The organism is Paraburkholderia nemoris, assembly GCF_905221015.1.
GTDB classification, from domain to species: Bacteria; Pseudomonadota; Gammaproteobacteria; order Burkholderiales; family Burkholderiaceae; genus Paraburkholderia; species Paraburkholderia nemoris.
On record NZ_CAJNBO010000011.1, the window covers coordinates 131,055 to 153,328 of the forward strand.

The window sequence follows — 22,274 nt, forward strand, 5'->3', positions numbered from 1 at the left end:
AGACTTGGCCGGCGCGCGAAGTGATGCTGCACGGCAAAGCCGTGTGGTGCGTCCCGGCCAGAAACCGAAAATCGCTGTGCTGAGACTGGAGTAAACGCCAAGGCACCCACTCCGGCCGGCAGCTTTGCGTGACAAAGGAGACACGTCATGAACACCGCCATACATCCCGTTGATCGGATTCTGCCGAAGCGCCAGATGATCACGCTCGGTTTGCAGCACATGCTAGTGGCTTATATCGGTGCGATCGCAGTCCCGTTGATCGTCGCGTCGGCACTGAAGATGTCGCCCGCCGACACGACCGTGCTCATCAGCACCGCCCTGTTTTGTTCAGGCATCTCGACGATCCTGCAGACCGTCGGCGTCTGGAAGTTCGGCGTGCGACTGCCGATTCTGCAAGGCGTCGCGTTCAGCAGCGTCGGGCCGGTCATCGCGATCGGTTTGAGTCCGGGCGTCGGTTTTGCAGGCGTGTGTGGCGCGGTGATTGGCGCGGGTCTCTTCACGATGTTTGCAGCGCCTTTGGTCGGACGCTTACGAAGATTCTTCCCACCTGTGGTGACCGGTTGCATCGTGACCGTGATCGGTTTGCAACTGTTCCCCGTTGCCTATCAATGGGCCGGAGGCGGCGAGGCCGCTCAGCAGCAGTTCGGCGCGCTGCCCTTCCTGAGCGTCACGCTGTTCGTCGCGCTGGTGATTCTCGCGATCAACCGCTTTGCCGGCCCGTTCCTGCGCAATCTCTCGGTGCTGATCGGATTGATCGCGGGCGGCATCCTGGCGTGCTCGCTCGGCATGGGCAATTTCACAAGCGTCAGCGCCGCGCCGTGGTTCACACTGCCGATGCCGTTCCACTTCGGCACGCCCGTGTTCTCGCTGGTGCCGGTGCTGACGATGATCGTGGTGATGGTGGTGCAGATGGTCGAATCGATGGGACTGTTCGTCGCCATCGGTGACATCGTCGACAAGGACGTCAGCGAGGAGGACGTGGTGCGCGGCATGCGTGCGAATGGTCTGGCGAGCGCGATTGCGGGCATGTTCGCGGCATTTCCGTTCATCGCCTTCATGGAGAACGTCGGCCTCGTGATCCTCACCGGCGTGCGCAGCCGGTGGGTTGTGGCAATCAGTGGCGTGCTGATGTGCGTGGTGGCGCTGGTGCCGAAGATCGGCGCGGTGGTCGCCTCAACGCCCGCAGCGGCGCTTGGTGGTGCGGGTATCGCGATGTTCGGCGTGGTGGTGGCGGCCGGTGTGCAGACGCTGGCAAAGGTGGACTTCGAGCGCAATCGCTACAACGTGCTGATCGTTGGCTTCACGATCGCCACTGCGCTGATTCCGGTGATGGCGCCGCAAGTCTTCAAGCATATGCCCGACTGGACGCAGCCTTTCCTGCATAGCGGGGTGGTGCTGGCGTGTCTGGTGTCGGTTGTGTTGAACGCGGTGTTGAACGGCGCGCACGAAGAAGAAAAAGTCGTCGAGACGCACAGCAACCTGGTGCGCGAATCCTAGTACGCGAATTAGCGACCGAGACAGCAGGATGAGCGCGGCCGTTGTACCTCCATGGACCGGCGGCCGCTTCGAAGTATCTGAAAGGACATTGAATCGTGAGCATGCAAACTGAAGCGTTGCTGATCAAGAACCCTGTCGCGGTGATGAGCGGCCGAAGCGGCGATAACGCGCGCCTGGGTCAAGTCGATCTGCGGATTCGCAACGGCCGTATCGAGGCCATCGCCCCCAACCTCGAGCCGCGCGCCGATGAACGCGTGATCGACGCGCGTTCATGCGTCGTTTATCCGGGCTGGGTGAACACGCACCACCATCTGTTCCAGAACCTGCTGAAGGCGGTGCCCTCCGGCATCAACGCCGATCTGCAGGAATGGCTGGCCGCCGTGCCGTATCCGCGGCTGGCTCGCTTTACGCCGGACCTGGCGCGCGTCGCTGCGCGATTGGGTCTTGCCGAGTTACTGTTGTCCGGCGTGACAACCTGTGCCGATCACCACTACCTGTATCACGCGGACGGCACCACCGAAACCGGCGATCTGCTTTTCGACGAAGCGGCATCGTTCGGCATGCGTTTCGTGCTGTGCCGCGGCGGCGCATTGCAGGCGGCGGGCGACCATCCGGGCTTTTCCAAAGTGGCGTTGAAACCCGAGACGCTCGATCAGATGCTTGCCGACGTCGAGCGCTTGAAGTCGCGCTATCACGATTCGGGAGCGGCCTCCATGCGGCGCGTGGTAGTTGCACCGACTACGCCGACGTTTTCACTGCCGCCAGAACTGCTGCCTGAAGTCGCTCGCGCGGCGCGGCGCATGGGCCTAAGGCTGCATACGCATCTTTCCGAAACGACCCGTTACGTCGATTTCTGCAAAGAACGCTTCAACAAACTGCCGGTCGAGTTCGTCGCCGATCACGAGTGGCTCGGGCCGGACGTCTGGTTCGCTCACCTCGTGCATCTGCAGCCGAGTGAAATCGCGATGCTTGCGGAAACCGGCAGCGGCTGCTCGCATTGTCCGGTGAGCAATGCGCGCCTCGGCAGCGGCATTGCGCCGGCACCGCAAATGGCGGCAGCGGGCGTGCCGATGTCGCTGGCCGTAGACGGCGTCGCCTCGAACGAATCCGGCAGCATGACCAATGAAGCGCACTTCGCGTGGTTAGTGCATCGGGCGGCGCAAGGCGCGTCGGCGACCACCGTCGAAGAGACGATTCATTGGGGCAGCGCGGGCGGCGCAGGCGTGCTCGGTCTCGATGCGGTCGGCACGCTCGAAGTCGGCAAGGCAGCGGACTTCGTGCTGTATGACGTCAGCGATCTGCGCTTCAACGGCTTCCATGACGTGGCGGTGGCGCCGGTGACGGCAGGTGAACCGGCTCGGGTTCGCTACAACGTGGTGAACGGTCGTGTCGTGGTGGACAACGGCGTGATTCCGGGCCTCGATCTCGAGCAGCTTCGCTATGAAGCGGCCGAGGGCGTGAAGCTGTTGCTCGCCGACTAACCCCATCGAAGCACTCAAGCACCCAAGGGGCGCACCACGATGCGACACAGGAGTATCCGGCTCGGCATCCTCACGCCGTCGTCGAACACGGCGCTGGAGCCGATTACTGCTGCCATGCTCAGCGAACTGCCGCACGTCAGCGCACACTTTGCGCGCTTCACGGTCACGGAGATCGCGTTGTCGGAGCAGGCACTCGGCCAGTTCGACGCGAGCCGGATTCTCGTAGCGGCGTGTCAGTTGGCCGATGCACGGGTCGACGTGATCGGCTGGAGCGGCACCTCGGCCGGCTGGCTCGGTTTTGAACGCGACCAGGCGCTGTGCCGCCAGATCACTGAAGCGACCGGTATTCCCGCGACGACCTCCGTACTGGCGCTCAATGAGATTTTCGCCAAGACAGGCGTGCGGCGGTTCGGTTTGGTGTCGCCGTATATCGACGAGGTTCAGCAGCGGATCGTGCGCAACTACGAGAAGCTCGGCATCGAATGCGTTTCCGAACGACATCTCGGCTTGCAGGACAATTTCAGTTTTGCCGAGGTGCCGGATACGCAACTGGCGATCATGATGCGTGAAGCCGCGTTTGCGAGGCCGGATGCAGTGACAACGTTCTGCACGAATCTGCACGCGGCGCATCTGGTGCGGGCGTTTGAGATGGCGACGGATATTCCCGCGTATGACACGGTGGCCACCGTCGTTTGGAAATCTTTGAGAATGTTGGGCGTGGACACCAGGCCGCTTAGGAGCTGGGGTAGATTGTTTGAGGAGGTGGATTGAACGCGGTTCGAACGGGTGTAGTGAGCAAACCGCATGAGTCTAGTTTGCGACGAAATTGAGTGGCTAAGTGACAACGGTAACTTAAAGGCGCAGGTCCGTGCGCCTTTAAGCTGACCATGTTTCATTGCTTCATCTTCGTTGCAGGCGGCAACGCAAACAGCCGCAAATGCTCGACGCCCTCGGCGAGCGCAAGCGTCGACTGCTGCCCATCGCGCATGCGAATGCTGATCGTCCGATCGCGCTCATCGCGCGAACCGACTGCGACGAAAATCGGCACCTGCTTTTCGCGAGCGTCGACGATCTTCTTCTCCAATCGCTCCGGTCGGCCGTCGAGCAGCACTCTGATGCCGGCGTCGTCAAGCGCCTGCATCACCTCTTGCGCATAGGCTGCGTGCGCATCACTGATCGTCGCGACCACGACCTGCTCCGGCGCAAGCCACACCGGCAGCCATCCTTCGTGATGTTCGAGCAGCATCGCGATGAAGCGCTCCATGCTGCCGAGCAAAGCATGATGAATCATCACCGGCCGCTCGCGTTCGTTGCGCTCGTTAGCGAACTCCGCGTCGAGCCGATCGGGCAGCACGAAATCGAGTTGGATCGTGCCGCATTGCCAGCTGCGTTCTCGACTATCCGTTAGATGAAACTCCAGCTTCGGGCCGTAAAACGCCCCCTCTCCTTCGAGTACGTCGAATTCAAGGCTCGCTGCACGCGCTGCATTGGCCAGCGCCTCTTCTGCACGATCCCACGTTTGATCGTTGCCCGCGCGCATCGCAGGCCGTGTAGCGAGCGCCACTTTGAAGTCCGGGAAACCTAGGTCCGCATAAACAGCACGCAGCAGCGAACAGAAGCGCCCCACTTCGACTTCGATATGCGCCTCCGTGCAAAACACATGCGCATCGTCCTGCACGAATGCGCGCGTACGCTTGAGCCCTTCAAGCGATCCCGAAGGTTCGTCACGATGACACGCGCCGAATTCGCTATAACGAACCGGCAACTCGCGATACGACCGCACACGCTGGTTGAACACCTGCACGTGACACGGACAGCTCATTGGCTTCAAACACAGCGCGCGCCCTTCTTCCGCGTCGGCCAGCGAATACATCGCCGCGCCGAACTTCTCCCAGTGACCGCTTTTCTCCCACAACGAGCGCGCCAGCAGTTGCGGCGTACGGATCTCGCGAAAGCCCGCGCGCCGCATGCGGGCACGAATGTAGTCTTCCAGCACGCGGTACAACTCCCAGCCGCGTGGGTGCCAGAAAACCATGCCGGCGCCTTCTTCCTGCTGATGGAAGAGGTCGAGTTTGTTGCCCAGTACACGATGGTCGATGTCGTTCACGATGACACTCCGTTTGATTTGATCTTGCAGAGACTGAGGATCGATGCCGCAAACGGAGGTCCAGAAACGCCAAAGGCCCCGTCCGTTTCCGGCGGGGCCTTTGGTGGTCTGCCACAGCTTCCTGCTTCTAGCGTGCGCAACCTCCAGACGACCCGCCTGTGAAGGTGGTCGTCGTGGTGGTGACGGCAGCGAAGGGAATCGAGTGGAAGTCCATGGATCGACAGTAAACGATTTTGTGGCGACGCGTCAACCGCGATCTGGATAAGCGATACGATGGATGTTTGATCCGAAGCCGACGCATTTTCGCTAAACTTCGATCGACCATACACCCGACCGAGCATCTCATCTTGACCATCCACATCCGCCCCGCCCACGCAGTCGACGCCACCCTGATTCTCCGCTTCATCACCGAACTCGCGGTGTATGAAAAAGCGGAGCACGAAGTTGTCGCGACCGTCGAAGACATCGAAACGAGCCTGTTCTCGGCCACGTCGACCGCGAAGGCTTTGATCTGTGAAATGAACGGCCAGCCGATCGGCTTCTGCGTTTACTTCTTTTCCTATTCGACGTGGCTCGGCAAACAGGGGCTCTATCTGGAAGACCTGTACATATCGCCGACATCGCGTGGCAGTGGCGCGGGCAAACAGATGCTGCGCCATCTTGCACAAATTGCCTGCGAAACAGGCTGTGGGCGCTTCGAATGGAGTGTGCTCGACTGGAACGAACCCGCGATCGGATTCTATGAATCGATCGGCGCGAGCGCGCAAAGCGAATGGGTTCGCTACCGGCTGGCAGGCGAGGCACTCACGGCGTTTGCCGATGGCAATACATGAGACACGCTTAGCCCGAACAGAAACGTAGCCGCTAACCGATCAATCCCCCACGCCGCTCGCCACCGGCGCGACTTCAAACGCGTCGCCGGTGGCGAAGAACGTCCCGCCCGCAACGTAATGACACGTACGCAGATCGGGATCATCGCCAAAGTGCCAGCGGTTGTTCGAGTACACGCGACTGTCCGCATAGGCGGCGACCACTTCGCCAATGATCAGATCGTGCCGCTGGCTATCGTCCGGAATCACCTTGCATTCCATCCACGTGATGCAGCCCGCCAGCATCGGTACATCGATTTCTTGTGCAGGGAAAGTCTCGAGGTCGAAGGCCGAGAACTTGTCGAGTTCAGCGCCTGCGTTCGTTCCCACTGCCAGCGTCTGTGCGGCAAATCCACGGCTCGGCAGTTGCAGCCCGAAAACGCCGCTCGCTTCGATCAGTTGCCGCGTGAGCGTGCGGCTGTCCACCACCACGACCACCTTCGGCGGGGTGAAATCGAGCGGCATCGCCCACGATGCGGCCATCACGTTCGAGCGCCCGCCGTGCGCGCTGGTAATGATCGTGACGGGTCCATGATTCAGTAACTGCGTGGCCCGCGACAATGCGACGGGTTCCCGGGTGACTTTCATACGTGCTCTTCCGCGTCAAATGGATCAGGCAGATTGTAGCGGGGACGCGCGAAGCGGGTGCCTGCTCGTCAATTCCCTCATCGCGCGTTGCGCGCCTTTACTTCCAGGCACCGAAAACGCCACCTGCGACTTATCCGGTGCGATTAGAGCACCGCTCCATATGGCACCACTTTCCGGGTGTCGGCAATTTGTCTGTAGATTGCCCCTCGCAACGGCAGCCGAACCTGTCCTGTCGTTATCTTTTGGATGCCTGCTGCGAACGGCAAATCAGCGAAAAGAGGCCATAAAAAAGGCCTGTTCGTGATGCAAACGCACGCATATGACCGATAGAATTTCCTCCTATACACACGTGACTTACTGTCGCGCGTTCGATATCTGTCGGATCGCTTTCTCACATCAGATTTCCGGTTAATTCAGCATGACACGGCTTGCACGGCACTACGTCCCAGAACAACCGCAGCACGTTATCTTGCAGGGGCTCACGGGGCCCGCATTCCTGGACGAAGGAGACTACCTGTACTTCCTCGCCTGCCTGGCGGACGCAGCGCGCGTCGCCGATCTGGCAGTCCACGCATGGGTACTCATGCCTGACGCGATACAGTTCCTCGTCACGCCTTCATACGAGTCGAGCGTGGCGGTGGCGATGCAGGCGGTAGGCCGTCGCTATGTCGAGACCTTCAATCGCCGCCATGGGCGCCGCGGTGCGATGTGGCGTGGCGAGTACCGGGCAACAGTGATTGAGCCCGATCGGTATTTCCTGCTCGCAAGCCAGGTCATCGATCATGCGCCGGTGCGCAACCGCCTTGTAGCCGAGCCGGGAAACTACCAGTGGTCCAGCTACACGCACCACATCGGGCTGCGTGTCGATAACTTCATCAAGGACCATCCACTCTACCGGGCGCTCGGCAATACGCCGTCCGAGCGCCAGCAGGCTTACCGCGATTTGGGTGTACAGCCGCTTGATGAACGCGAGGTCAATGACCTGATGCAGTCGACGCTCAAGGGCTGGGTGCTCGGCAGCGCCGCATATTGCGAGTGGGCGGCGCAGACAGCCAACCGGCGTTTGATGCCCCTGCTGCTGCGCGACCGGCCGCCCCAAGGTTCCCACGACACGCCACCTCGCACACGTGGGCTAACCAAAAGATAAACCAGTAAGGAAACCGTGCTTGTTTGAGAGGCGCTACGCCAATACAGCCTCAATCGGAAGTTGTGTTTTTGATTGCGGCGGCTATGGTGTCGGCAAGCCGGCGAATTGCTTCGTCCATGAGTTGAGGATCGGCGGTCGAAAAGCTCAGACGAAGACTCGAGATGTGCTTGCAATGCGTTGAGCATTGCATCGCGTCGCTCCTGGTAGCGACGTCGAACGCGCGCCACGTGCTCATCTATCCCGTGCTTGAGGAGGTTGACCACAATCTCCTGCGAGAGCGTTCCGGGAGCGATGCGACTTTCGCGCCACGGGCCCGAAATACCTGCAATGCGCCAGGGTAGGCGTTGGGCTGCACCAGCACGGAATCTTCCATTGAAATAGCAGACCGTGTTGACCGATCGTTTGAAGCAATCCAGCAGGCCTCATGAGGCAAGGTTGGAGGATAGCGCCGCTTTGGGGCGGAGCATGTCGATGTCCCTTAACGAAACGCGACATGGCTGCCCAACACGCCACTTGCGTATCCACTCACAACAAAATCAGGATATCCCTACAAGCCTCTCCCTGCGCCAATCCTAAGCGCGCGCCGTTTACCTGTCGAGAACGTGAAAAAAGTACAGGACCCTCCATGCGTAGCACCACACGAACATTCCTCCTGTGGCTAAAAATCCGCCGCTATCGCCGAGCCTCCGAGCAAGGTTTCTCCCACCTTGCCGAGACGAGGCTGGTCGAAAGGTCGCTTCGTGAGCAGGAGGCGGAGCTTCGCTCGCTGATGGAGGGCGCCGTGGTGTTCGGCCGGGACATTACCGAACGCAAGCGCATGGAGGAGCTGCTGGCCGCCCACGAGCGCGAGTTTCGTTCGCTCGCCGAAAACCTGCCAGACATCATCGTCCGCTTCGATTGCGAAGGCCGCCGCACCTATGTCAACGGTGCTCACGAGCGCTTCACCGGCAGGCCGCCGGAGACGTTTCTCGGCAAGACCGTGCTGGAGATTTCCGCATTTTCGATGGAGCAGCACACGTACCACGAGCAAATCCGACAGGCCATCGAAACGGGCAGGGACTCCGACGTCGAATGGAAAGCCCGTGGCTCGGACGGCATCCAGCGAACTTTCCATACGCGGCTGCGCCTCGAGCGCGACGCCAACGGCAAAGTGCTCGGCCTGCTCGCTGTCGCGCGCGACATGACCGAAGTCTACGAGTACCGGAGCAAGATCCATCAGCTCGCGTATTTCGACACGCTGACCGGGCTTGCAAATCGCGCCCAGTTCAACGAGCGCATTTTGCAGGAGTTGCAGCAGGCTGGCCAGGAAGGCAGCAGGGTCGGCGTCCTGATGATGGACCTCGACCGCTTCAAGACCATCAACGACACGTTCGGCCACGTCACCGGCGATCAATTGCTGTGCGAGGTCGCGCGGCGGCTCGAAGCGAGCGTGCGCGCCACGGACACCGTGGCCCGTCTCGGCGGCGACGAATTCATCATCGTCGCGCCGCACGTTCGCAACGCCGCGGAACTGCGCGGCCTCGCCGACCGCGTACTGTCAACCGTGGCCGCTCCGATGCAGCTCGAGGGCCGGGCGCTCGTGGTCCAGGCGAGCATCGGCATTGCCGTCTATCCCGATCATGGCGACGCCACAGAACAACTCGTCCGCTATGCCGACGGCGCCCTCTATCACGCCAAGGAGACCGGGCGCAACAACGTGCAGTTCTATACGCGCGATATCACGGACAACGCCACCGAACGCTTGCGTCTCGAAGCGGACTTGCGCCGCGGCATCGCTCGCGGTGAACTCGACGTCCACTACCAGCCGCTGATCGATCTCGCGACCGGCTGCATCGTCGGCGCGGAGGCGCTGTTGCGCTGGATGCATCCAGAGCTCGGCTGGATACCACCGTCCGACTTCATCGGCATCGCCGAGGAGACGGGTTTGATCGTGCCGATCGCCGAGCAGGTCATGCGCAAGGCATGCAGCGTCGTCTGCCGATGGAACTCGTGGCAGGAGGGCCAGCGACACATCGCCGTCAACCTGTCGCCGAGCCAGTTTCACCTGAGCCACCTGCCGACCGTCGTGCAGCAGGTCCTGCGCGACACCGGCTGCCGGCCGGAATGGCTTGAATTGGAGATCACCGAGGGGCTGCTGCTCGTCAACCATGCGACCACGCTCGACACGCTAAACGCCTTAAACCAGATGGGCGTGCGCATCGCCATCGACGATTTCGGCACCGGCTACTCGGCGCTCGGCTACCTCACGCGCTTTCCCTTTGCTACGTTGAAGATCGACCGCTCGTTCACGCAGTCGGCCACCGGTTGCCCAAAAAACCGCGTGCTCGTGGAAGCCATCGTCGCGATGGCTCACGGCGTGGGGCTCACGGTGGTGGCCGAAGGCGTCGAGACGCGCGAGCTGGCCGACTGGCTCGCTGGCATCGGCTGCGACATGGGGCAGGGTTACCTATGGTCCAGCGCGGTTCCTGCCGACATGCTTCTCGAGATGGAAACGCACGCGGGTGGTTCTCTTGCGAGTTGCCACGATGTCGTGCCGGTGCAATCTTATTTGGCTCGCAAGAGCAGGTAAGATCTTCCCAAAGCGCTCCGTTGGGGGACAAGAATTCGGGTTGGCTTGCGCCATCACATTGTTAGCGTCCACGAAGCCGCTTAATTCAAGGACCGAAGCCGGTATTTGCCGTTCGCGTTGCGACGGTTTGAGACATCAGTTATCGCTCCGCCTGTTGCAATCTTAAGTGGGAAAACCAAAGTGATGAAGAAGAAGGGAATTTCGATCATTCTGTTCGTGTTGGCCGTGCTTAGCCCGCTGGCTCATGCGAGTCTGGCCACAGGTGCTCACGAGTTCAAGAACGATGTCAAGACGGCAGGGAAGAAGAGCGGACATGCTGTGCGCGATGCCGCGCACGCGGTCGGCCACGGTACGAAAAAGGCCGGCCATGCCGTTGCCGATTCAACAAAGCACGGCTATCACGCGACGAAAAAATTCGTGACAGGGCACGGATAGGGGTCGCCTCGCGGCAAACGAATTGGTAATTGAGATCATTGGTTCTCTTCCTTCGGATCGGGAAGCTCATATGCGCGTCGCACCGAGAATACGATTGCCACATTCTGGCATCGGAGTCGTCACGTGAAGGGCTAGCTTCTAGCCGTTGCGCGCCGCGCGCAGCTGCTCACGGGTTTGTCCGGAACATGCTTTCATCTGCAACCATGACGAGCCGGTCTGATTGTCCGGCCGTCAGTTTGATAACCTCGCTCACCAAGGTCTTACAAACATTTCGGTTTCGATGCTGTTCCGCGGTAAGAACCGATTGGAAACGCCCAATGCCGCCGAGGAAGAATAAGCCCAGACTTCCCACCTGTTCTTCATTGATAAACGCTCCCCACCAGTTTCCAAGACCGCGGGCAATTAGAGTCCTGTAGGCGGTCTGTTGATGTGCCAAGTATCGCTGTGAGGTAATGTTCGACGGATTGGACATGTCGGCGAGCTGCATTCGAGACCAATCGTCCCAATCCTTCTGCGTCCCAAACTTGCGGACTTCGACCAATGAGTTGGTCGCAACTGATCGTATGTCATTTGGATGCGCAGCCAGCACACGACAAACCGTTGCGTCGTAACCTTGCTCAACGAATGCGTCGAGATTCACAACACTGTCTGCTCTTTCCGGCCAGGCAAACGTGCGATGTGCGATCAGCGGTGGGATCCCGACAAATTGGGCAAAATCAGCCTCCAGCCGTTTTAGATCGGTTCCCGAAGGTCGTTGCTCCAGGACGAGCATGTTGCCAAAAAAATATTCTGGTGCGTCCGGTGTCCGGACGACGACGTAGTCATCCTGCGACTCGACCATACCGGTTTCTGCGTGCAGCAATAGATCAGTAGCTAGACCCAGGTTATCGGAAAGATTGAGCATTTCAGTATCGTTATCTACAAGGTGCAACGGTTTGAGCCTGCAGGGACGATTGTCGATGATCTCGGCGTCGACGTCGAATGCAGACAGTTGCCCGGTCGGTGCCCATTGCTGACGAGTGGCATGCCACGGGGGTCGCGGCGCCGATCGAATGCCGTCATCCGGCACGACGCGTAGCCATTTCCAGGCGAGAATACAAACCCACCACAAACCGTTGGAGAAACCGTGCGCATCGTTTGCTTGCACACTGCTGACAGCAACATCGCGTTGTTCGATGCCGCAGCCCGCGCCGCCGGACTCGAGGCGCTCGAATTAACGCACGTGGTCCGCGCCGACTTGCTCGCCGCCGCTGAGCAGGCCGGCGGCTTGACCGAGGCGATCGCATCGCAAACCCGCGAGGTGCTCCTCACGCTGAAGGACAACGCCCACGCCGTATTGCTCAACTGCTCGACGCTCGGGCCATCAGTGAACGACGCCCTAGCCGCACAAGCCGCGCCGGTACCCATTTTACGGGCCGACGCGGCGCTGGCTCAGCGCGCCGTGGAAAACGGCGGCAAGGTTGTCGTGCTATGCACCGTATCAACCACACTCGAACCCACCACCCGCGTGTTCGCTCAAGCCGCCGCCCACACCACCGCAGAAGTCGAGGTTCAGTTGGTAAGCGGCGCATGGGACCGTTTCAGAGCAGACGACACAGCAGGCTATCTATCCATGATCGCCACCGCTGCGGATGCAGCCTACGAAAACGGCGCGAACGTCGTAGCGTTCGCACAAACATCGATGGCCGGTGCGGCTTACCTGGTCAAAAGCGGAGCGAAGCCTTTCACCACACCAGCCATCGCCCTCGCCGCCGCAGTCCACGCGGCCACACTCGCAGCCTGAAGCGCGATGTTCGCCGAGTACCTCGTCAAATGGGACTTGCTGCCGGACGGCGAGCCGATTCGCACGCATAGCAGCCGGCTGCTGCCGGTGCGTCAGCATGGCGTCGCCGCGATGCTGAAAGTTGCGCAGGAACCCGAAGAGAAATTCGGCGCGCAGTTGATGGTGTGGTGGGACGGCGACGGCGCGGCCCGCGTGCTCGCCCACGATGCCGACGCCCTGCTGTTGGAGCGCGCCCAAAGCAATCACGCGTTAGCGGACCAGGCCCGTACGGGCGACGATGAGGCGGACGACCACGCCATCGACATCCTCTGTGCCGCCGCGGCACGACTCCACGCACCACGTAACAAACCGCTGCCCGACCTGATCGGCTTACCACGCTGGTTCGAGAGTCTCTGGCCCGCAGCGCAGCAATACGGCGGCTGGCTCTCCGACAGTGCCGCGACAGCGCAAGCCCTACTCGCCGCGCCGCAAGATTCGGTTGTGCTGCACGGCGACATTCATCACGGCAACGTCCTCGATTTCGGCGCGCGTGGCTGGCTGGCGATCGACCCGAAAGGTCTCTATGGCGAACGCGGCTTCGACTACGCGAATATCTTCTGTAATCCGGACGAGGAGTCCGCGCTAGTACCTGGACGGTTCGAGCGCCGCGTCGAACGCGTGGCGCACGTCGCCGGGCTCGACAGACACCGTCTGCTGCAATGGATTCTCGCCTGGTCGGGATTGTCAGCGGCGTGGATTCTCGAAACGGGCGAGACACCGGACATCGATATAGACATCGGCAGAAAAGCGGCGGAGGCGTTGAAGCGGAAGTGACTGCTTGGAGCTGAAGAGGAAACTGCCTTGGGCAGCAGCCCGCAAGCCGCCGCCCAAACCCTGCGTCAGTTAATGCGGAGCTTTGCCGTTAGGCAGAGCGTCCAGCGGTTTATGCTGATCTTCGCCGAGCCCCGGGAAGAACGCGTTCCATGCGGCGCGCACGCCCTGGGCCGCGGTGGCCTCCGCGCCAATCGATTCTGCCTCGCCGTCCGCAGCTTTCGAAGGGTCAGAGGAAAGGCCGCGCCAGTGCGTGAACACCAGCAGCGGTTTCTCGGTCCATACGCCGTCGCCATATTTCGCAAATGCCGTGTCGCCGCTCGTCAGCTGCACCTCGTACCAGCCTTCATGGACAGGCGTATGGGCAGCCAGCTCAAACCAGGCGGTCGGTTCGATTTCCTTCATGTCGTCTCCGGTCGGATAAATCGTCAAAGATAACCACAAGCAAGGCATTCTTCATGCCCGAGCGCGGTAGCGGCCCGGCAGGCGCGCGCCGCATGCCACGCGGTGCTGCAGGGCGGTGCGCTGGGCATGACCTGCGGGCGATTCGTCGACGTCGCGCACTTCGAATTCGCCGCGCATAGACGACACGATAGCGCGACATGGGCCGCGCGGACAGACGTAAAAAGTTACACGGCGCGCCGGGTTGTCGACCGGCTACCCGACTCGCCCGCCATCTCCCGCACCAGCGTGGCCAATACGCGAACAGCGAGCGCCAGTTGTTCGGCTGACGTGCTGCCGTAGCCGATCACCAGCCCGTTCGCCTCCTCGCGCTGCTGCAGTGCAAAACCCGACAACGGACGCGGATTGAGCCGCCTGGCAAGCGCGCGTTCTGCGAGGGTCCGATCGGAAATATGCGGCGGCAAGCGCAGCGTCAGATGCATGCCGCAATTGCCGCCCAGAATCTGCGACGGCGCGAAATGCATGGTGAGCGCATCGCGCAGCGCCTGCTGGCGCTCCCGATACAAACGTCGCATGCGGCCCAGATGCCGCCCGAATTCGCCGCTATCGATGAAATGCGCGAGCGCCAGTTGCTCCAGACGATGCCCGCCGCGCAACATCTCCTGCAATGCGACGGCCGTGTGCGCGGCGATCACGCGCGGCAACACCACGAAGCCGATGCGCAGCGCCGGAAACATCGTTTTGCTGAATGAGCCGACGTACAGAACCGGCGCGTCCTCGACCAGCCCTTGCATGCTGGCGATCGGCTCGCCGGTATGGCGGAATTCGCCGTCGTAGTCGTCCTCGATCAGCCACGCGCCGCAGCGGCGCGCCTGCGCGATCAGTTCAAGCCGGCGCGCCACCGACAACACCGCACCGGTCGGGTACTGATGCGCGGGCGACGTGTAGATCAGCTTGGGAGGATGCGTGCGCCACGCGTCGGGTGGCACCGCGATGCCTTCGGGATCGACCGGCATCGGCACCATGCTCAGATCACCGAGGTTGAAAGCAGCTTTGGCGCCGCGATAGCCAGGATCTTCAACCCACGCGACGTCGCCCGGATTGGTGAATAGCCGCACGCACAGGTTCAGCGCTTCCTGCGCGCCTTCGGTGATGACCACCTGCGAGCCCTCGCAGCGCACACCACGCGCCATCCGCAAATGCGCGGCGATCGCGTCGCGCAGCGCCGGTTCGCCCGCCGGGTCGCCGTAGCCGAGCGCGAGCGGCAACGCGCGCTCCATCGAACGTTCGAGCACGCGCCGCCAGGCGGCCAGTGGAAAGCGGTCCAGCGCGGGCGTGCCCGGTGTCAGCGGTAAGGTGTTGTCGGCATGGGTGCGCGTCGCCGAGAATTGCTCGACGCGCGCCGCGTAGGCGACCTCCGGCGCGGCCGACGATGTCCGTGTTTCACCGCGTGCCGACGGGCTGGAGAGCGGACTCACGCGCGTGCCCTTTTTGTCGGCCACCACATAGCCCACTGCGGCCAGATGCTCGTACGCGATCACCACCGTGTTGCGCGACACGCCCATTTCCGCTGCCAACAAGCGCGACGACGGCAGCAATGACCCAGCCGGCAAACGCCCCGTAAGGATCGCTTGCTGCAGACGTTCGATCAGTTGCTTTTGCAGCGGCACGGACTTTTCACCGCTGCCGGCGATGGTCGCGGCGGTCGGGTTGGCGAGCGGGCCAATGATTTCGATCATCCTGGCTGGACCTATCAAATGCTGTTCTGCTGGATCTTTTTAACATACCACGTTTGCCGTATCGTTCTCCATAAGCATCGACCATCCAACTATCGACAGGAGAGCAGACATGGAACCCAGACGTAATGCGTTCGAGCAGCCGATTGGCGTCCCCGTGCCGGATTGGAAAGGCGCCCAGGCGCCCGGCCGCGAGCCGCTGGTGGGCAGCTATTGCCGGATCGAACCGGTGGACGTCGAACGCCATGCGGCAGACCTGTACGAGGCCTACAGCTCGGCGCCCGATGGCCGCGACTGGACCTATCTGACGGTCGGTCCGTTCGAGAGCCTTGCCGCGTATCGCGAGCATCTGACGCGTATGGCCGCATCGCCTGATCCGCTGCACTACGCGGTGATCGATCTGGCCACCGGCAAGGCGGTCGGCACGCTCGCGCTGATGCGCATCGACCGCGCGAACGGCGTGATCGAAGTCGGGCACGTCACCTATTCGCCGCGCCTGAAGCGCACCCGCATCGCCACCGAAGCGATGTTCCTGCTGATGAACCATGTATTCGACGACCTCGGCTATCGCCGCTTCGAATGGAAGTGCGATTCGCTCAATGGACCATCGCGCACGGCGGCGTTGCGCTATGGCTTTACGTTCGAAGGAATCTTCCGGCAGGCGATCGTGTATCGCGAACGCAATCGCGATACAGCGTGGTTTTCGATCATCGACAGCGAATGGCCTGCGCTGCGTCCGAGCTATGCACGCTGGCTCGATGCAGGCAATTTCGATGCGCAGGGCAAGCAGGTTGAGCGGCTGGTGGACCTGATCGCGCGGCAGCGGGCGACGACGAGCGAAAGCGGTCAATAAGCCAGCGCCGTTGCGGTCTGGTTGCGAGCCGGCCAGAAGACCGGCTCGGGCCGGCTCGTCGATGCCGAGACTTCAGAGACTAAATAGACTTCAGTCGAGTGCCGCGCGACGACTCAGGCAACGCCTGCCGTTCGCCGCAGCAGGATGGTCGGGTTGCCTTTGTACGTCGTGCGGAGTTGCTCACGATAACCGCACTTGCGCGCCACGTTCAGCGAAGGCTGGTTTTCCGGCGCGATGATGCAGGCCGTCTCGCCGCCTGGCCAATTCGCATCGGCCCAACCGAGCGCAGCGCGCACGGCTTCGGTCGCGTAGCCGCGGTTGTGGACGGCAGGGTCCAACGCCCAACCGATTTCAGGTGTGTCCAGCAAGGAAGGCTCGATCTCACGGTGGTAATCGGCAAAGCCGACTTCGCCCAGGAACCGGCCGCTGTCCTTTTCCCGCACCACCCAATAGCCGTATCCCAGCATCGCCCAATGCCCGGCGTAGCGCAGCAGGCGCGCCCAGACTTCTTCGCGCGTAAACGGCTTGCCGCCGATGTAACGGATCACTTCGGGATCGGACCACATCGCATAACTCTCGAGGAAATCGTCGCGCGCGTGCGGACGCATGATCAGGCGGTCGGTGGTGAGGAGCGTGGGGCGATTGGACATAGGCGGGCGGGTGGTTGGCGTAGACGCTATGAGGTCGAGAAGCTTTGAAGAGTGCCTCGGATGATCGCAGATTTTTTGCGCGCCAGGTTCGCGGCCAAAATCCAGGCGGCGCTCTCACCCACTGCAAACGCTGGTAGGCGAAGGGGCTTCGCCCTACACTCCCTGGATAAGCATGTGCAGCCACGCCGATGCGATCAGCACGTCTCAGACCGGCGTGCGCGATTCGCCATCATTGCCACGTTCACTGCCGCTCCGTCCATGAAAGCCCGCTTGCGTTACCTCTCCGCGCTGGTCGTGAACGTCGCCTTTCCCTGGCTCGCCTACCGGCTTGCGTTCCCTCACTACGGCCAACTCGGCGCGCTGGTTGCATCGGCACTGCCCTTGATCGCGTGGATGAGCTGGGACCTTGTCCGCTATCGCCATTTCGACGCGCTCAGTGCAATCGTGCTGGCCGGCATCGTGCTGTCGCTGCTTGCAATGGCCGCCGGGGGTAGCGCGCACATGCGAGCGCTGGAAGATCCAATGGTCTCAGGGATGATCGGCGCGTCGTTCCTCGTCTCCCTGGCGTTGCCGCGGCCGCTCGTGTACTACCTCGGCCGTTCCACGATGGCACGCGAAGATCATCGCAGCGTCGAAAGCTACGAAAAACATTGGCGCGAACGCCCTACGCTCGTCGCCTATATCCGGTTGATGACGCTCGTATGGGGCCTGGGCATGACCGGCGAGAACCTCTTGCGCAGCCTGATCATCTGGCAGTGGCCGAACGATCCTCGCTCGGAGTTGGCCTCCGTCGTGCTGCGTTACGGCGTCTATGCCGGCTTAACGGCATGGACGTTCTGGTGCCGGCAACGCCTCAAGCAGGACGCCATGCGCTATCCAGCCGATCCGGCCGACCCTGCAAACGCCACGGACCGTCTGGCGAATTCATGAAGCCGCCCCTCACGCCATCTCGAGAAACCGCGCGAGACACGGATTGCGATTGGCCGGCGACCACGCCAGCACCTGCTCGATCAGCGGCGCATCGACCAACGGCCGGAACACCACGCCCGCAAGTTGCGCTTTGCGCATCGAGGCCGGCACCAGCGCCACTCCTACCCCTTCATCGACGAGACTGAGCACGGTCTGCTGCAACTGCACTTCGAAGCGGATATCCGCTTCGAAGCCGCCCGAACGGCAATGCTCGAGAATCGTCGTGTGCAAGCTCGGCGCGACTTCCTCGGACGCCAGCACGAATGGTTCGCCCGCCAGTTGCGCGATTTTCAAACGCCGCGCGCGTGCTCTCGGATGGCTGCGTGACAGCGCAACGCACAAAGGCTCGCGGAGGATCGTCAGGGTCGCGATACCCTTGTCGGGCACGCCTGGAAACATGATCGCGGCGTCGATCTGGCCGGCCAGCACTTGCGCGGCAAGATCGTTCGACACGACCTCGCGCAGGTTCAATGCAACCTCGGGAAACGCGGCGCCGAACGCGCGCGCATAGCCGGGCACAACGCTGTATGCAGCGCACATCGTGAAGCCGATGGCGAGCTTGCCGGCGTCGCCATGTGCCGCCGCCCGGGCATTGCTGACCGCTTGCTCCACCGACGCAAGGATCGCCTTCGCATCGGCGTAAAAGCGCTCGCCCGCCGCGGTCAGCGTGACGCTGCGCGGACTGCGCTCGAGCAGCGTCACGCCCAGGTTCGCCTCCAGTGCCGCCAGTTGCCGGCTCAACGGTGGTTGCGATAGATTCAGGCGCGCTGCCGCGCGGCCGAAATGCCGCGTCTCGGCGAGTGTCACGAAGTAGCGCAACGGCTTGATATCGATCACGACGCCCTCGTGCTGAATGACGATGCAGAAAAGGTATTGTTGATGGCAGAAAACAGTATTGGATTGTATCAACGCAAGCCACTACGCTGGCGCATCGCTCCCTGCGCCCACGCTTTCTATTCAATCGATGTTAGCTACTCTAGAGATTCTGCTTCCCGTGTTCGGCCTGATTTTCGCGGGCTTTGCATGCCGCCGGCGCGGCGTGCTCGGACCGAACTCCGCGTCCGAACTGAACCGCTTCGTCGTCTGGCTGGCGCTGCCGGCGCTGCTGTTCGACACGATGGCGCATGCCACATGGCAACAGCTTTATCAGCCTGCCTTCGTCGCGGCGTTCTCGATCGGGTGCCTCGGCGCATTTCTGCCGATTCTCGCCATGCGGATGATCGGCGGCCGGCATCTGGCCGACGCAAGCGTCGATGCGATTGCAGCGTCGTATCCGAACACCGGCTACATCGGCTTTCCGCTCGGCATGATCGCGTTCGGCTCAGCCAGCCTGACACCGACCACGATCGCCACGATCCTCGTCGCGTGCGTACTTTTTGCGCTTGCCATCGTGCTGATCGAAGTCGGACTGCAGACCGAACGCACGCCGCACAAATTGGGGTTGAAAGTGTTGGGCTCGCTGGCGCGTAATCCGTTGATCGTGTCGCCGATTGCGGGTGTGCTGTTCGCGAGCACCCATGTCGCGTTGCCGCAAAGCGCGGAGACGTTTCTGAAGCTGCTGAGCGGCGCCGCCAGTCCGTGCGCGCTGGTCAGCCTTGGCTTGTTCCTCGCGGAAAAGCGTCCGTCCGAGGCTGGTGCAGGCGGCATCTCGCTGCTGCTGACCGGCGTCAAGCTGGTGGGGCAGCCGGCGCTGACCTGGTGGCTCGCGGCGCGCGTGTTCGGGCTCTCGTCCACGCTGGTTGAGATGGCTGTTGTGCTGGCCGCGTTGCCCACCGGCACCGGCCCGTTCATGCTGGCCGAGTTCTACCGACGCGAGGCGCACATCACGTCACGCACGATTTTGCTATCGACGGTGGGGTCGGTGGTGACCCTTTCGTTATTGCTGCTGGTGATGGGGCATCGTACGTAAGCGGCGCGGGGAATATCCAGCATTCCGCGCCTCGCGCTATGCTTCGCACACGGACCACCAAGGTCCGCGCTCTCAATCCGCAAAGAGCAAAGAGCGAACAGCAAACAGCGAACCGAACCGCCGTGCCCAAAGCCCGCCCACCCGAACTTCACGACGACGCCGACGCCCGCTCCCTCGCGCGGCGCTATCCGCGTGGGCTGCGCATCGACCCGCATTCGCATACCTGGGCGCAGGTGCTCTATGCGGTATCGGGCGTGATGTGGGTGGAAGTCGGCCGCGAGGCGCTGGTGGTGCCGCCGCAGCGCGCGGTCTGGCTGCCGGCCGGCACCGTTCACTCCATCCACATGATGAGCGACGTGGAGATGCGCAATATCTATCTCCACGAGCGCAACGTCGGCCATCTGAGCCGGCACAGCGACGTGTTCGAGATCAACGGCCTGCTGCGCGAACTCATCACATCGATTGCGGAGCATGAGAGCTCGCACACTCGCGACGAAACCTATCTGGAAGCCGCCTATCGTCTCGCGATGCTGGAGTTGGGGCATGCCCCGCGCTCGTCGCTGCGCATCGCGCTGCCCGATGCGTCGGACCGACGACTCGATGCGTTGTGCCGCGCGGTGATCGACAACCCTTCGATCGCGATCAGCTTCGAACAGCATGCGGCCTCGGTCGGCGCTAGCGTGCGCACCCTGGCGCGCCTCTTCACACGTGAGTTGGGCGTGGGGTTTGCTGAATGGCGGCGTCAGGTGCAGTTGGCGGTGGCCGTGTCAGGTCTCGCCGAAGGACGCTCGGTCAGCAGCATCGCGCGCTCGCTGGGCTTCCAGCCGAGCAGCTTCAGCGACATGTTCCGGCGCGAGTTGGGCGCGCCGCCGACCGGCTTCGATCCAAGCGGCACGCTGAGCGAGGCGGCTTCTGAAGCTTCGCCGGAGCAGGGGCAAGACAAGCTGTCCACTGACGGGTGAGCCGTCCTCGCTGGCGGCTAAACGACTCCCAGCAGGGTCTGCGCATCGGCCCGCGGCACGCCTTGTCCGAAATTCGAAAGCTTTTGTTTCAACACCTCTTCACCGGCCATCTAGACTACGCTCATCGGCTGCACGACGCAGCACAAGACCCGACAGGAGTGACACGCAATGAAAGCGATTCAGTTCAAGACTTTTGGCAACCCCGAGGTGCTCGAATACGTCGATCTGCCGACGCCCCAAGCCGACGCGGACAGCGCCGTCGTGCAGGTCAAGGCGGCCTCGGTGAATCCGAGCGACGTCAAGAACGTGTCCGGCCATTTCGAACACACCGTCCTGCCGCGCACGCCCGGCCGCGACTTCAGCGGCGTCGTGACAGCCGGTCCCGCCGAATGGCTCGGCGCCGAAGTCTGGGGCACGGGCGGCGATATCGGCTTCACACGCGACGGCACCCACGCCGAGTTCATCAAGATTCCGCTCGCCGCGCTGTCGCGCAAGCCCACCACGCTCAGCCACACGGAGGCCGCCGCGATCGGCGTGAACTTCGTGGTCGCGTGGCTCGGCACGGTCGAGTACGCACACCTTCAAGCGGGCGAGACGATCGCCGTGATCGGCGCAGGTGGCGGCGTCGGCGGCGCGGTAGTGCAGATCGCGAAAGCGCGAGGCGCGCGCGTGATTGGAGTCGACCGTCACCCGCTTTCCGCCGACACCCCCGCAGGCCGATTGATCGACGACTACGTTCCGTTCGACGAAAACGCAACCGCGGCTATCAAAGCGCTGACCGGCGGCGCCGGCGCGGACGTGGTGTACGACACGGTCGGCGGCGTCGCCTTCGAGACCGCACTGAGTCTCGTCAAGCGCCGCGGCCGGGTGCTGGAAATCAGCGCCACGGGCAAACGTCGCGTGGAATTCGACCTGATCGATTTCTATCACAACGAGACGCAACTGCTCGGCGTGGACAGCGCCAAGCTAGGCGTCGCCGAATCGGCGCCGTTGATGACGGCGTTGGTGGAAGGCTTCGAAAGCGGCAAGCTGCAAGGGCCGGCCATCTCGCAGGAATTCCCGCTCGAACGGGCACGCGAAGCCTACGAGTCGGTGGCTGCCGGCACGCGCGGCCGGGTCGTCATCACGATGTAATTGCCGACATGACCGGCGGGCGTGGCTGCCCGCATTTCAGATGGGTATGAACAACATGAAAGCGTATTTGGTCTCGCTCGTGGCCGGCGTCGTGGTCGGTTTGATCTACAGCGTGATGCAGGTGAAGTCGCCCGCGCCGCCGACCATCGCCCTGGTCGGGTTGCTCGGCATGCTGGCCGGCGAGCACGCGATCCCGTTAGTGCGGACGTGGCTGTCCGTCGGTATTCACTGACGCCCTCCCACCGACGTCCTTCCCGCTAACGTCTGTCATCGATATCTCTTCGCACCGATAGCTTTTCCGTCACCGGGCGCCACACGCTAAGATGGAGCCCGCCGGGCTGGCGAACCGCGCTTGCCGCATCGCCCGCGCAGG

21 protein-coding genes and 1 pseudogene are annotated in these 22,274 nt (G+C 62.3%); 15 read left to right on the forward strand and 7 right to left on the reverse strand.

The genetic code is table 11. The features are described 5' to 3' along the window. Positions 1 to 147 precede the first annotated feature (147 nt). The 3 genes from KHO33_RS18600 to KHO33_RS18610 all read left to right on the forward strand — a co-directional run bounded on the left by KHO33_RS18600 (position 148) and on the right by KHO33_RS18610 (position 3,749). On the forward strand, positions 148 to 1,497 hold the full coding sequence (locus tag KHO33_RS18600) for a nucleobase:cation symporter-2 family protein (RefSeq protein WP_054033993.1): 1,350 nt from the start codon (positions 148 to 150) through the stop codon (positions 1,495 to 1,497). 101 nt (positions 1,498 to 1,598) lie between these two features. Continuing rightward, positions 1,599 to 2,978 carry an amidohydrolase family protein gene (locus KHO33_RS18605; RefSeq protein ID WP_234475682.1) on the forward strand — a complete coding sequence of 460 codons (1,380 nt, stop codon included), beginning with the start codon at positions 1,599 to 1,601 and terminating at the stop codon, positions 2,976 to 2,978. Positions 2,979 to 3,017: 39 nt separating this feature from the next. Further along, positions 3,018 to 3,749 (forward strand): maleate cis-trans isomerase family protein, encoded by a 732-nt coding sequence (locus tag KHO33_RS18610; protein WP_200561012.1) that lies wholly within the window; start codon positions 3,018 to 3,020, stop codon positions 3,747 to 3,749. A gap of 121 nt (positions 3,750 to 3,870) precedes the next feature. Here the strand turns inward: KHO33_RS18610 and thrS are convergent, their stop codons facing one another. Next, positions 3,871 to 5,274, reverse strand: a complete 1,404-nt coding sequence (gene thrS, locus KHO33_RS18615) for a threonine--tRNA ligase (RefSeq protein WP_328821142.1) — start codon at positions 5,272 to 5,274, stop codon at positions 3,871 to 3,873. Positions 5,275 to 5,432: 158 nt separating this feature from the next. Here thrS and KHO33_RS18620 point away from each other — a divergent pair, with 158 nt between their 5' ends. Beyond that, a complete protein-coding gene (locus KHO33_RS18620) occupies positions 5,433 to 5,918 on the forward strand; it encodes a GNAT family N-acetyltransferase (RefSeq protein WP_054033999.1) in 486 nt (161 codons plus the stop codon). A 39-nt stretch (positions 5,919 to 5,957) separates the two neighbouring features. Here KHO33_RS18620 and KHO33_RS18625 read toward each other — a convergent pair whose 3' ends face one another. Continuing rightward, positions 5,958 to 6,542 (reverse strand): flavin reductase family protein, encoded by a 585-nt coding sequence (locus KHO33_RS18625; RefSeq protein WP_054034001.1) that lies wholly within the window; start codon positions 6,540 to 6,542, stop codon positions 5,958 to 5,960. A gap of 418 nt (positions 6,543 to 6,960) precedes the next feature. Here KHO33_RS18625 and KHO33_RS18630 point away from each other — a divergent pair. The 3 genes and pseudogenes from KHO33_RS18630 (at position 6,961) to KHO33_RS18640 (ending at position 10,693) form a co-directional block, all read left to right on the forward strand. Next, positions 6,961 to 7,678 (forward strand): annotated as a pseudogene (locus KHO33_RS18630) (transposase). Between the two features lie 636 nt (positions 7,679 to 8,314). After that, positions 8,315 to 10,258, forward strand: a complete 1,944-nt coding sequence (locus KHO33_RS18635; RefSeq protein ID WP_200561014.1) for a putative bifunctional diguanylate cyclase/phosphodiesterase — start codon at positions 8,315 to 8,317, stop codon at positions 10,256 to 10,258. Positions 10,259 to 10,441: 183 nt separating this feature from the next. Continuing rightward, entirely contained in the window at positions 10,442 to 10,693 is a 252-nt protein-coding gene (locus KHO33_RS18640; protein ID WP_054034014.1) for a hypothetical protein, read from the forward strand. A 166-nt stretch (positions 10,694 to 10,859) separates the two neighbouring features. On the opposite strand, the gene KHO33_RS18645 is transcribed toward KHO33_RS18640, so the two are convergent. Then, positions 10,860 to 11,840, reverse strand: a complete 981-nt coding sequence (locus KHO33_RS18645) for a GNAT family N-acetyltransferase (RefSeq protein WP_234475676.1) — start codon at positions 11,838 to 11,840, stop codon at positions 10,860 to 10,862. On the opposite strand from KHO33_RS18645, the gene KHO33_RS18650 reads away from it, so the two are divergent. After that, the gene (locus KHO33_RS18650) at positions 11,820 to 12,476 is read left to right on the forward strand and encodes an aspartate/glutamate racemase family protein (RefSeq protein ID WP_054034016.1); all 657 of its coding nucleotides are present in this window, start codon (positions 11,820 to 11,822) and stop codon (positions 12,474 to 12,476) included. The genes KHO33_RS18645 and KHO33_RS18650 overlap by 21 nt on opposite strands. Positions 12,477 to 12,482: 6 nt before the next feature. Continuing rightward, positions 12,483 to 13,289: an aminoglycoside phosphotransferase family protein gene (locus tag KHO33_RS18655; RefSeq protein WP_054034018.1), complete on the forward strand. Its 807-nt coding sequence runs from the start codon at positions 12,483 to 12,485 to the stop codon at positions 13,287 to 13,289. A 69-nt stretch (positions 13,290 to 13,358) separates the two neighbouring features. Here KHO33_RS18655 and KHO33_RS18660 read toward each other — a convergent pair whose 3' ends face one another. Continuing rightward, positions 13,359 to 13,691, reverse strand: a complete 333-nt coding sequence (locus KHO33_RS18660) for a hypothetical protein (protein ID WP_054034020.1) — start codon at positions 13,689 to 13,691, stop codon at positions 13,359 to 13,361. Between the two features lie 224 nt (positions 13,692 to 13,915). Continuing rightward, complete coding sequence (pdxR, locus tag KHO33_RS18665; protein WP_200561016.1) at positions 13,916 to 15,427, reverse strand: MocR-like pyridoxine biosynthesis transcription factor PdxR; 1,512 nt, start codon at positions 15,425 to 15,427, stop codon at positions 13,916 to 13,918. Positions 15,428 to 15,536: 109 nt separating this feature from the next. Between pdxR and KHO33_RS18670 the strand changes: the two genes are divergently transcribed. Beyond that, a complete protein-coding gene (locus KHO33_RS18670; RefSeq protein WP_054034022.1) occupies positions 15,537 to 16,277 on the forward strand; it encodes a GNAT family N-acetyltransferase in 741 nt (246 codons plus the stop codon). Positions 16,278 to 16,390: 113 nt separating this feature from the next. Here the strand turns inward: KHO33_RS18670 and KHO33_RS18675 are convergent, their stop codons facing one another. Next, entirely contained in the window at positions 16,391 to 16,927 is a 537-nt protein-coding gene (locus KHO33_RS18675; protein ID WP_054034025.1) for a GNAT family N-acetyltransferase, read from the reverse strand. A gap of 258 nt (positions 16,928 to 17,185) precedes the next feature. On the opposite strand from KHO33_RS18675, the gene KHO33_RS18680 reads away from it, so the two are divergent. Continuing rightward, complete coding sequence (locus KHO33_RS18680) at positions 17,186 to 17,857, forward strand: VC0807 family protein (protein WP_200561018.1); 672 nt, start codon at positions 17,186 to 17,188, stop codon at positions 17,855 to 17,857. Positions 17,858 to 17,866: 9 nt separating this feature from the next. Here the strand turns inward: KHO33_RS18680 and KHO33_RS18685 are convergent, their stop codons facing one another. Continuing rightward, positions 17,867 to 18,733, reverse strand: a complete 867-nt coding sequence (locus tag KHO33_RS18685; RefSeq protein WP_200561019.1) for a LysR family transcriptional regulator — start codon at positions 18,731 to 18,733, stop codon at positions 17,867 to 17,869. Between the two features lie 127 nt (positions 18,734 to 18,860). On the opposite strand from KHO33_RS18685, the gene KHO33_RS18690 reads away from it, so the two are divergent. From KHO33_RS18690 to KHO33_RS18705, 4 genes are all read left to right on the forward strand, one after another. Continuing rightward, on the forward strand, positions 18,861 to 19,805 hold the full coding sequence (locus KHO33_RS18690; RefSeq protein WP_200561021.1) for an AEC family transporter: 945 nt from the start codon (positions 18,861 to 18,863) through the stop codon (positions 19,803 to 19,805). A 122-nt stretch (positions 19,806 to 19,927) separates the two neighbouring features. After that, positions 19,928 to 20,767 (forward strand): AraC family transcriptional regulator, encoded by an 840-nt coding sequence (locus KHO33_RS18695; RefSeq protein WP_054034266.1) that lies wholly within the window; start codon positions 19,928 to 19,930, stop codon positions 20,765 to 20,767. Positions 20,768 to 20,935: 168 nt separating this feature from the next. Continuing rightward, positions 20,936 to 21,901 (forward strand): quinone oxidoreductase family protein, encoded by a 966-nt coding sequence (locus tag KHO33_RS18700; RefSeq protein ID WP_200561023.1) that lies wholly within the window; start codon positions 20,936 to 20,938, stop codon positions 21,899 to 21,901. A 55-nt stretch (positions 21,902 to 21,956) separates the two neighbouring features. Then, positions 21,957 to 22,133, forward strand: coding sequence for a DUF1427 family protein (locus tag KHO33_RS18705; RefSeq protein ID WP_054034268.1), 177 nt, complete (start codon positions 21,957 to 21,959; stop codon positions 22,131 to 22,133). Positions 22,134 to 22,274 lie beyond the last annotated feature (141 nt).

Coding starts and splice junctions, on each gene's coding strand:
- KHO33_RS18700 (WP_200561023.1), top strand. CDS start 20,936: ATGAAAGCGATTCAGTTCAAGACTTTTGGCAACCCCGAGGTGCTCGAA.
- KHO33_RS18680 (WP_200561018.1), top strand. CDS start 17,186: ATGAAAGCCCGCTTGCGTTACCTCTCCGCGCTGGTCGTGAACGTCGCC.
- KHO33_RS18675 (WP_054034025.1), bottom strand. CDS start 16,927: ATGTCCAATCGCCCCACGCTCCTCACCACCGACCGCCTGATCATGCGT.
- KHO33_RS18600 (WP_054033993.1), top strand. CDS start 148: ATGAACACCGCCATACATCCCGTTGATCGGATTCTGCCGAAGCGCCAG.
- pdxR (WP_200561016.1), bottom strand. CDS start 15,427: ATGATCGAAATCATTGGCCCGCTCGCCAACCCGACCGCCGCGACCATC.
- KHO33_RS18670 (WP_054034022.1), top strand. CDS start 15,537: ATGGAACCCAGACGTAATGCGTTCGAGCAGCCGATTGGCGTCCCCGTG.
- KHO33_RS18690 (WP_200561021.1), top strand. CDS start 18,861: ATGTTAGCTACTCTAGAGATTCTGCTTCCCGTGTTCGGCCTGATTTTC.
- KHO33_RS18640 (WP_054034014.1), top strand. CDS start 10,442: ATGAAGAAGAAGGGAATTTCGATCATTCTGTTCGTGTTGGCCGTGCTT.
- KHO33_RS18610 (WP_200561012.1), top strand. CDS start 3,018: ATGCGACACAGGAGTATCCGGCTCGGCATCCTCACGCCGTCGTCGAAC.
- KHO33_RS18660 (WP_054034020.1), bottom strand. CDS start 13,691: ATGAAGGAAATCGAACCGACCGCCTGGTTTGAGCTGGCTGCCCATACG.
- KHO33_RS18635 (WP_200561014.1), top strand. CDS start 8,315: ATGCGTAGCACCACACGAACATTCCTCCTGTGGCTAAAAATCCGCCGC.
- KHO33_RS18655 (WP_054034018.1), top strand. CDS start 12,483: ATGTTCGCCGAGTACCTCGTCAAATGGGACTTGCTGCCGGACGGCGAG.
- KHO33_RS18625 (WP_054034001.1), bottom strand. CDS start 6,542: ATGAAAGTCACCCGGGAACCCGTCGCATTGTCGCGGGCCACGCAGTTA.
- KHO33_RS18705 (WP_054034268.1), top strand. CDS start 21,957: ATGAAAGCGTATTTGGTCTCGCTCGTGGCCGGCGTCGTGGTCGGTTTG.
- KHO33_RS18605 (WP_234475682.1), top strand. CDS start 1,599: ATGCAAACTGAAGCGTTGCTGATCAAGAACCCTGTCGCGGTGATGAGC.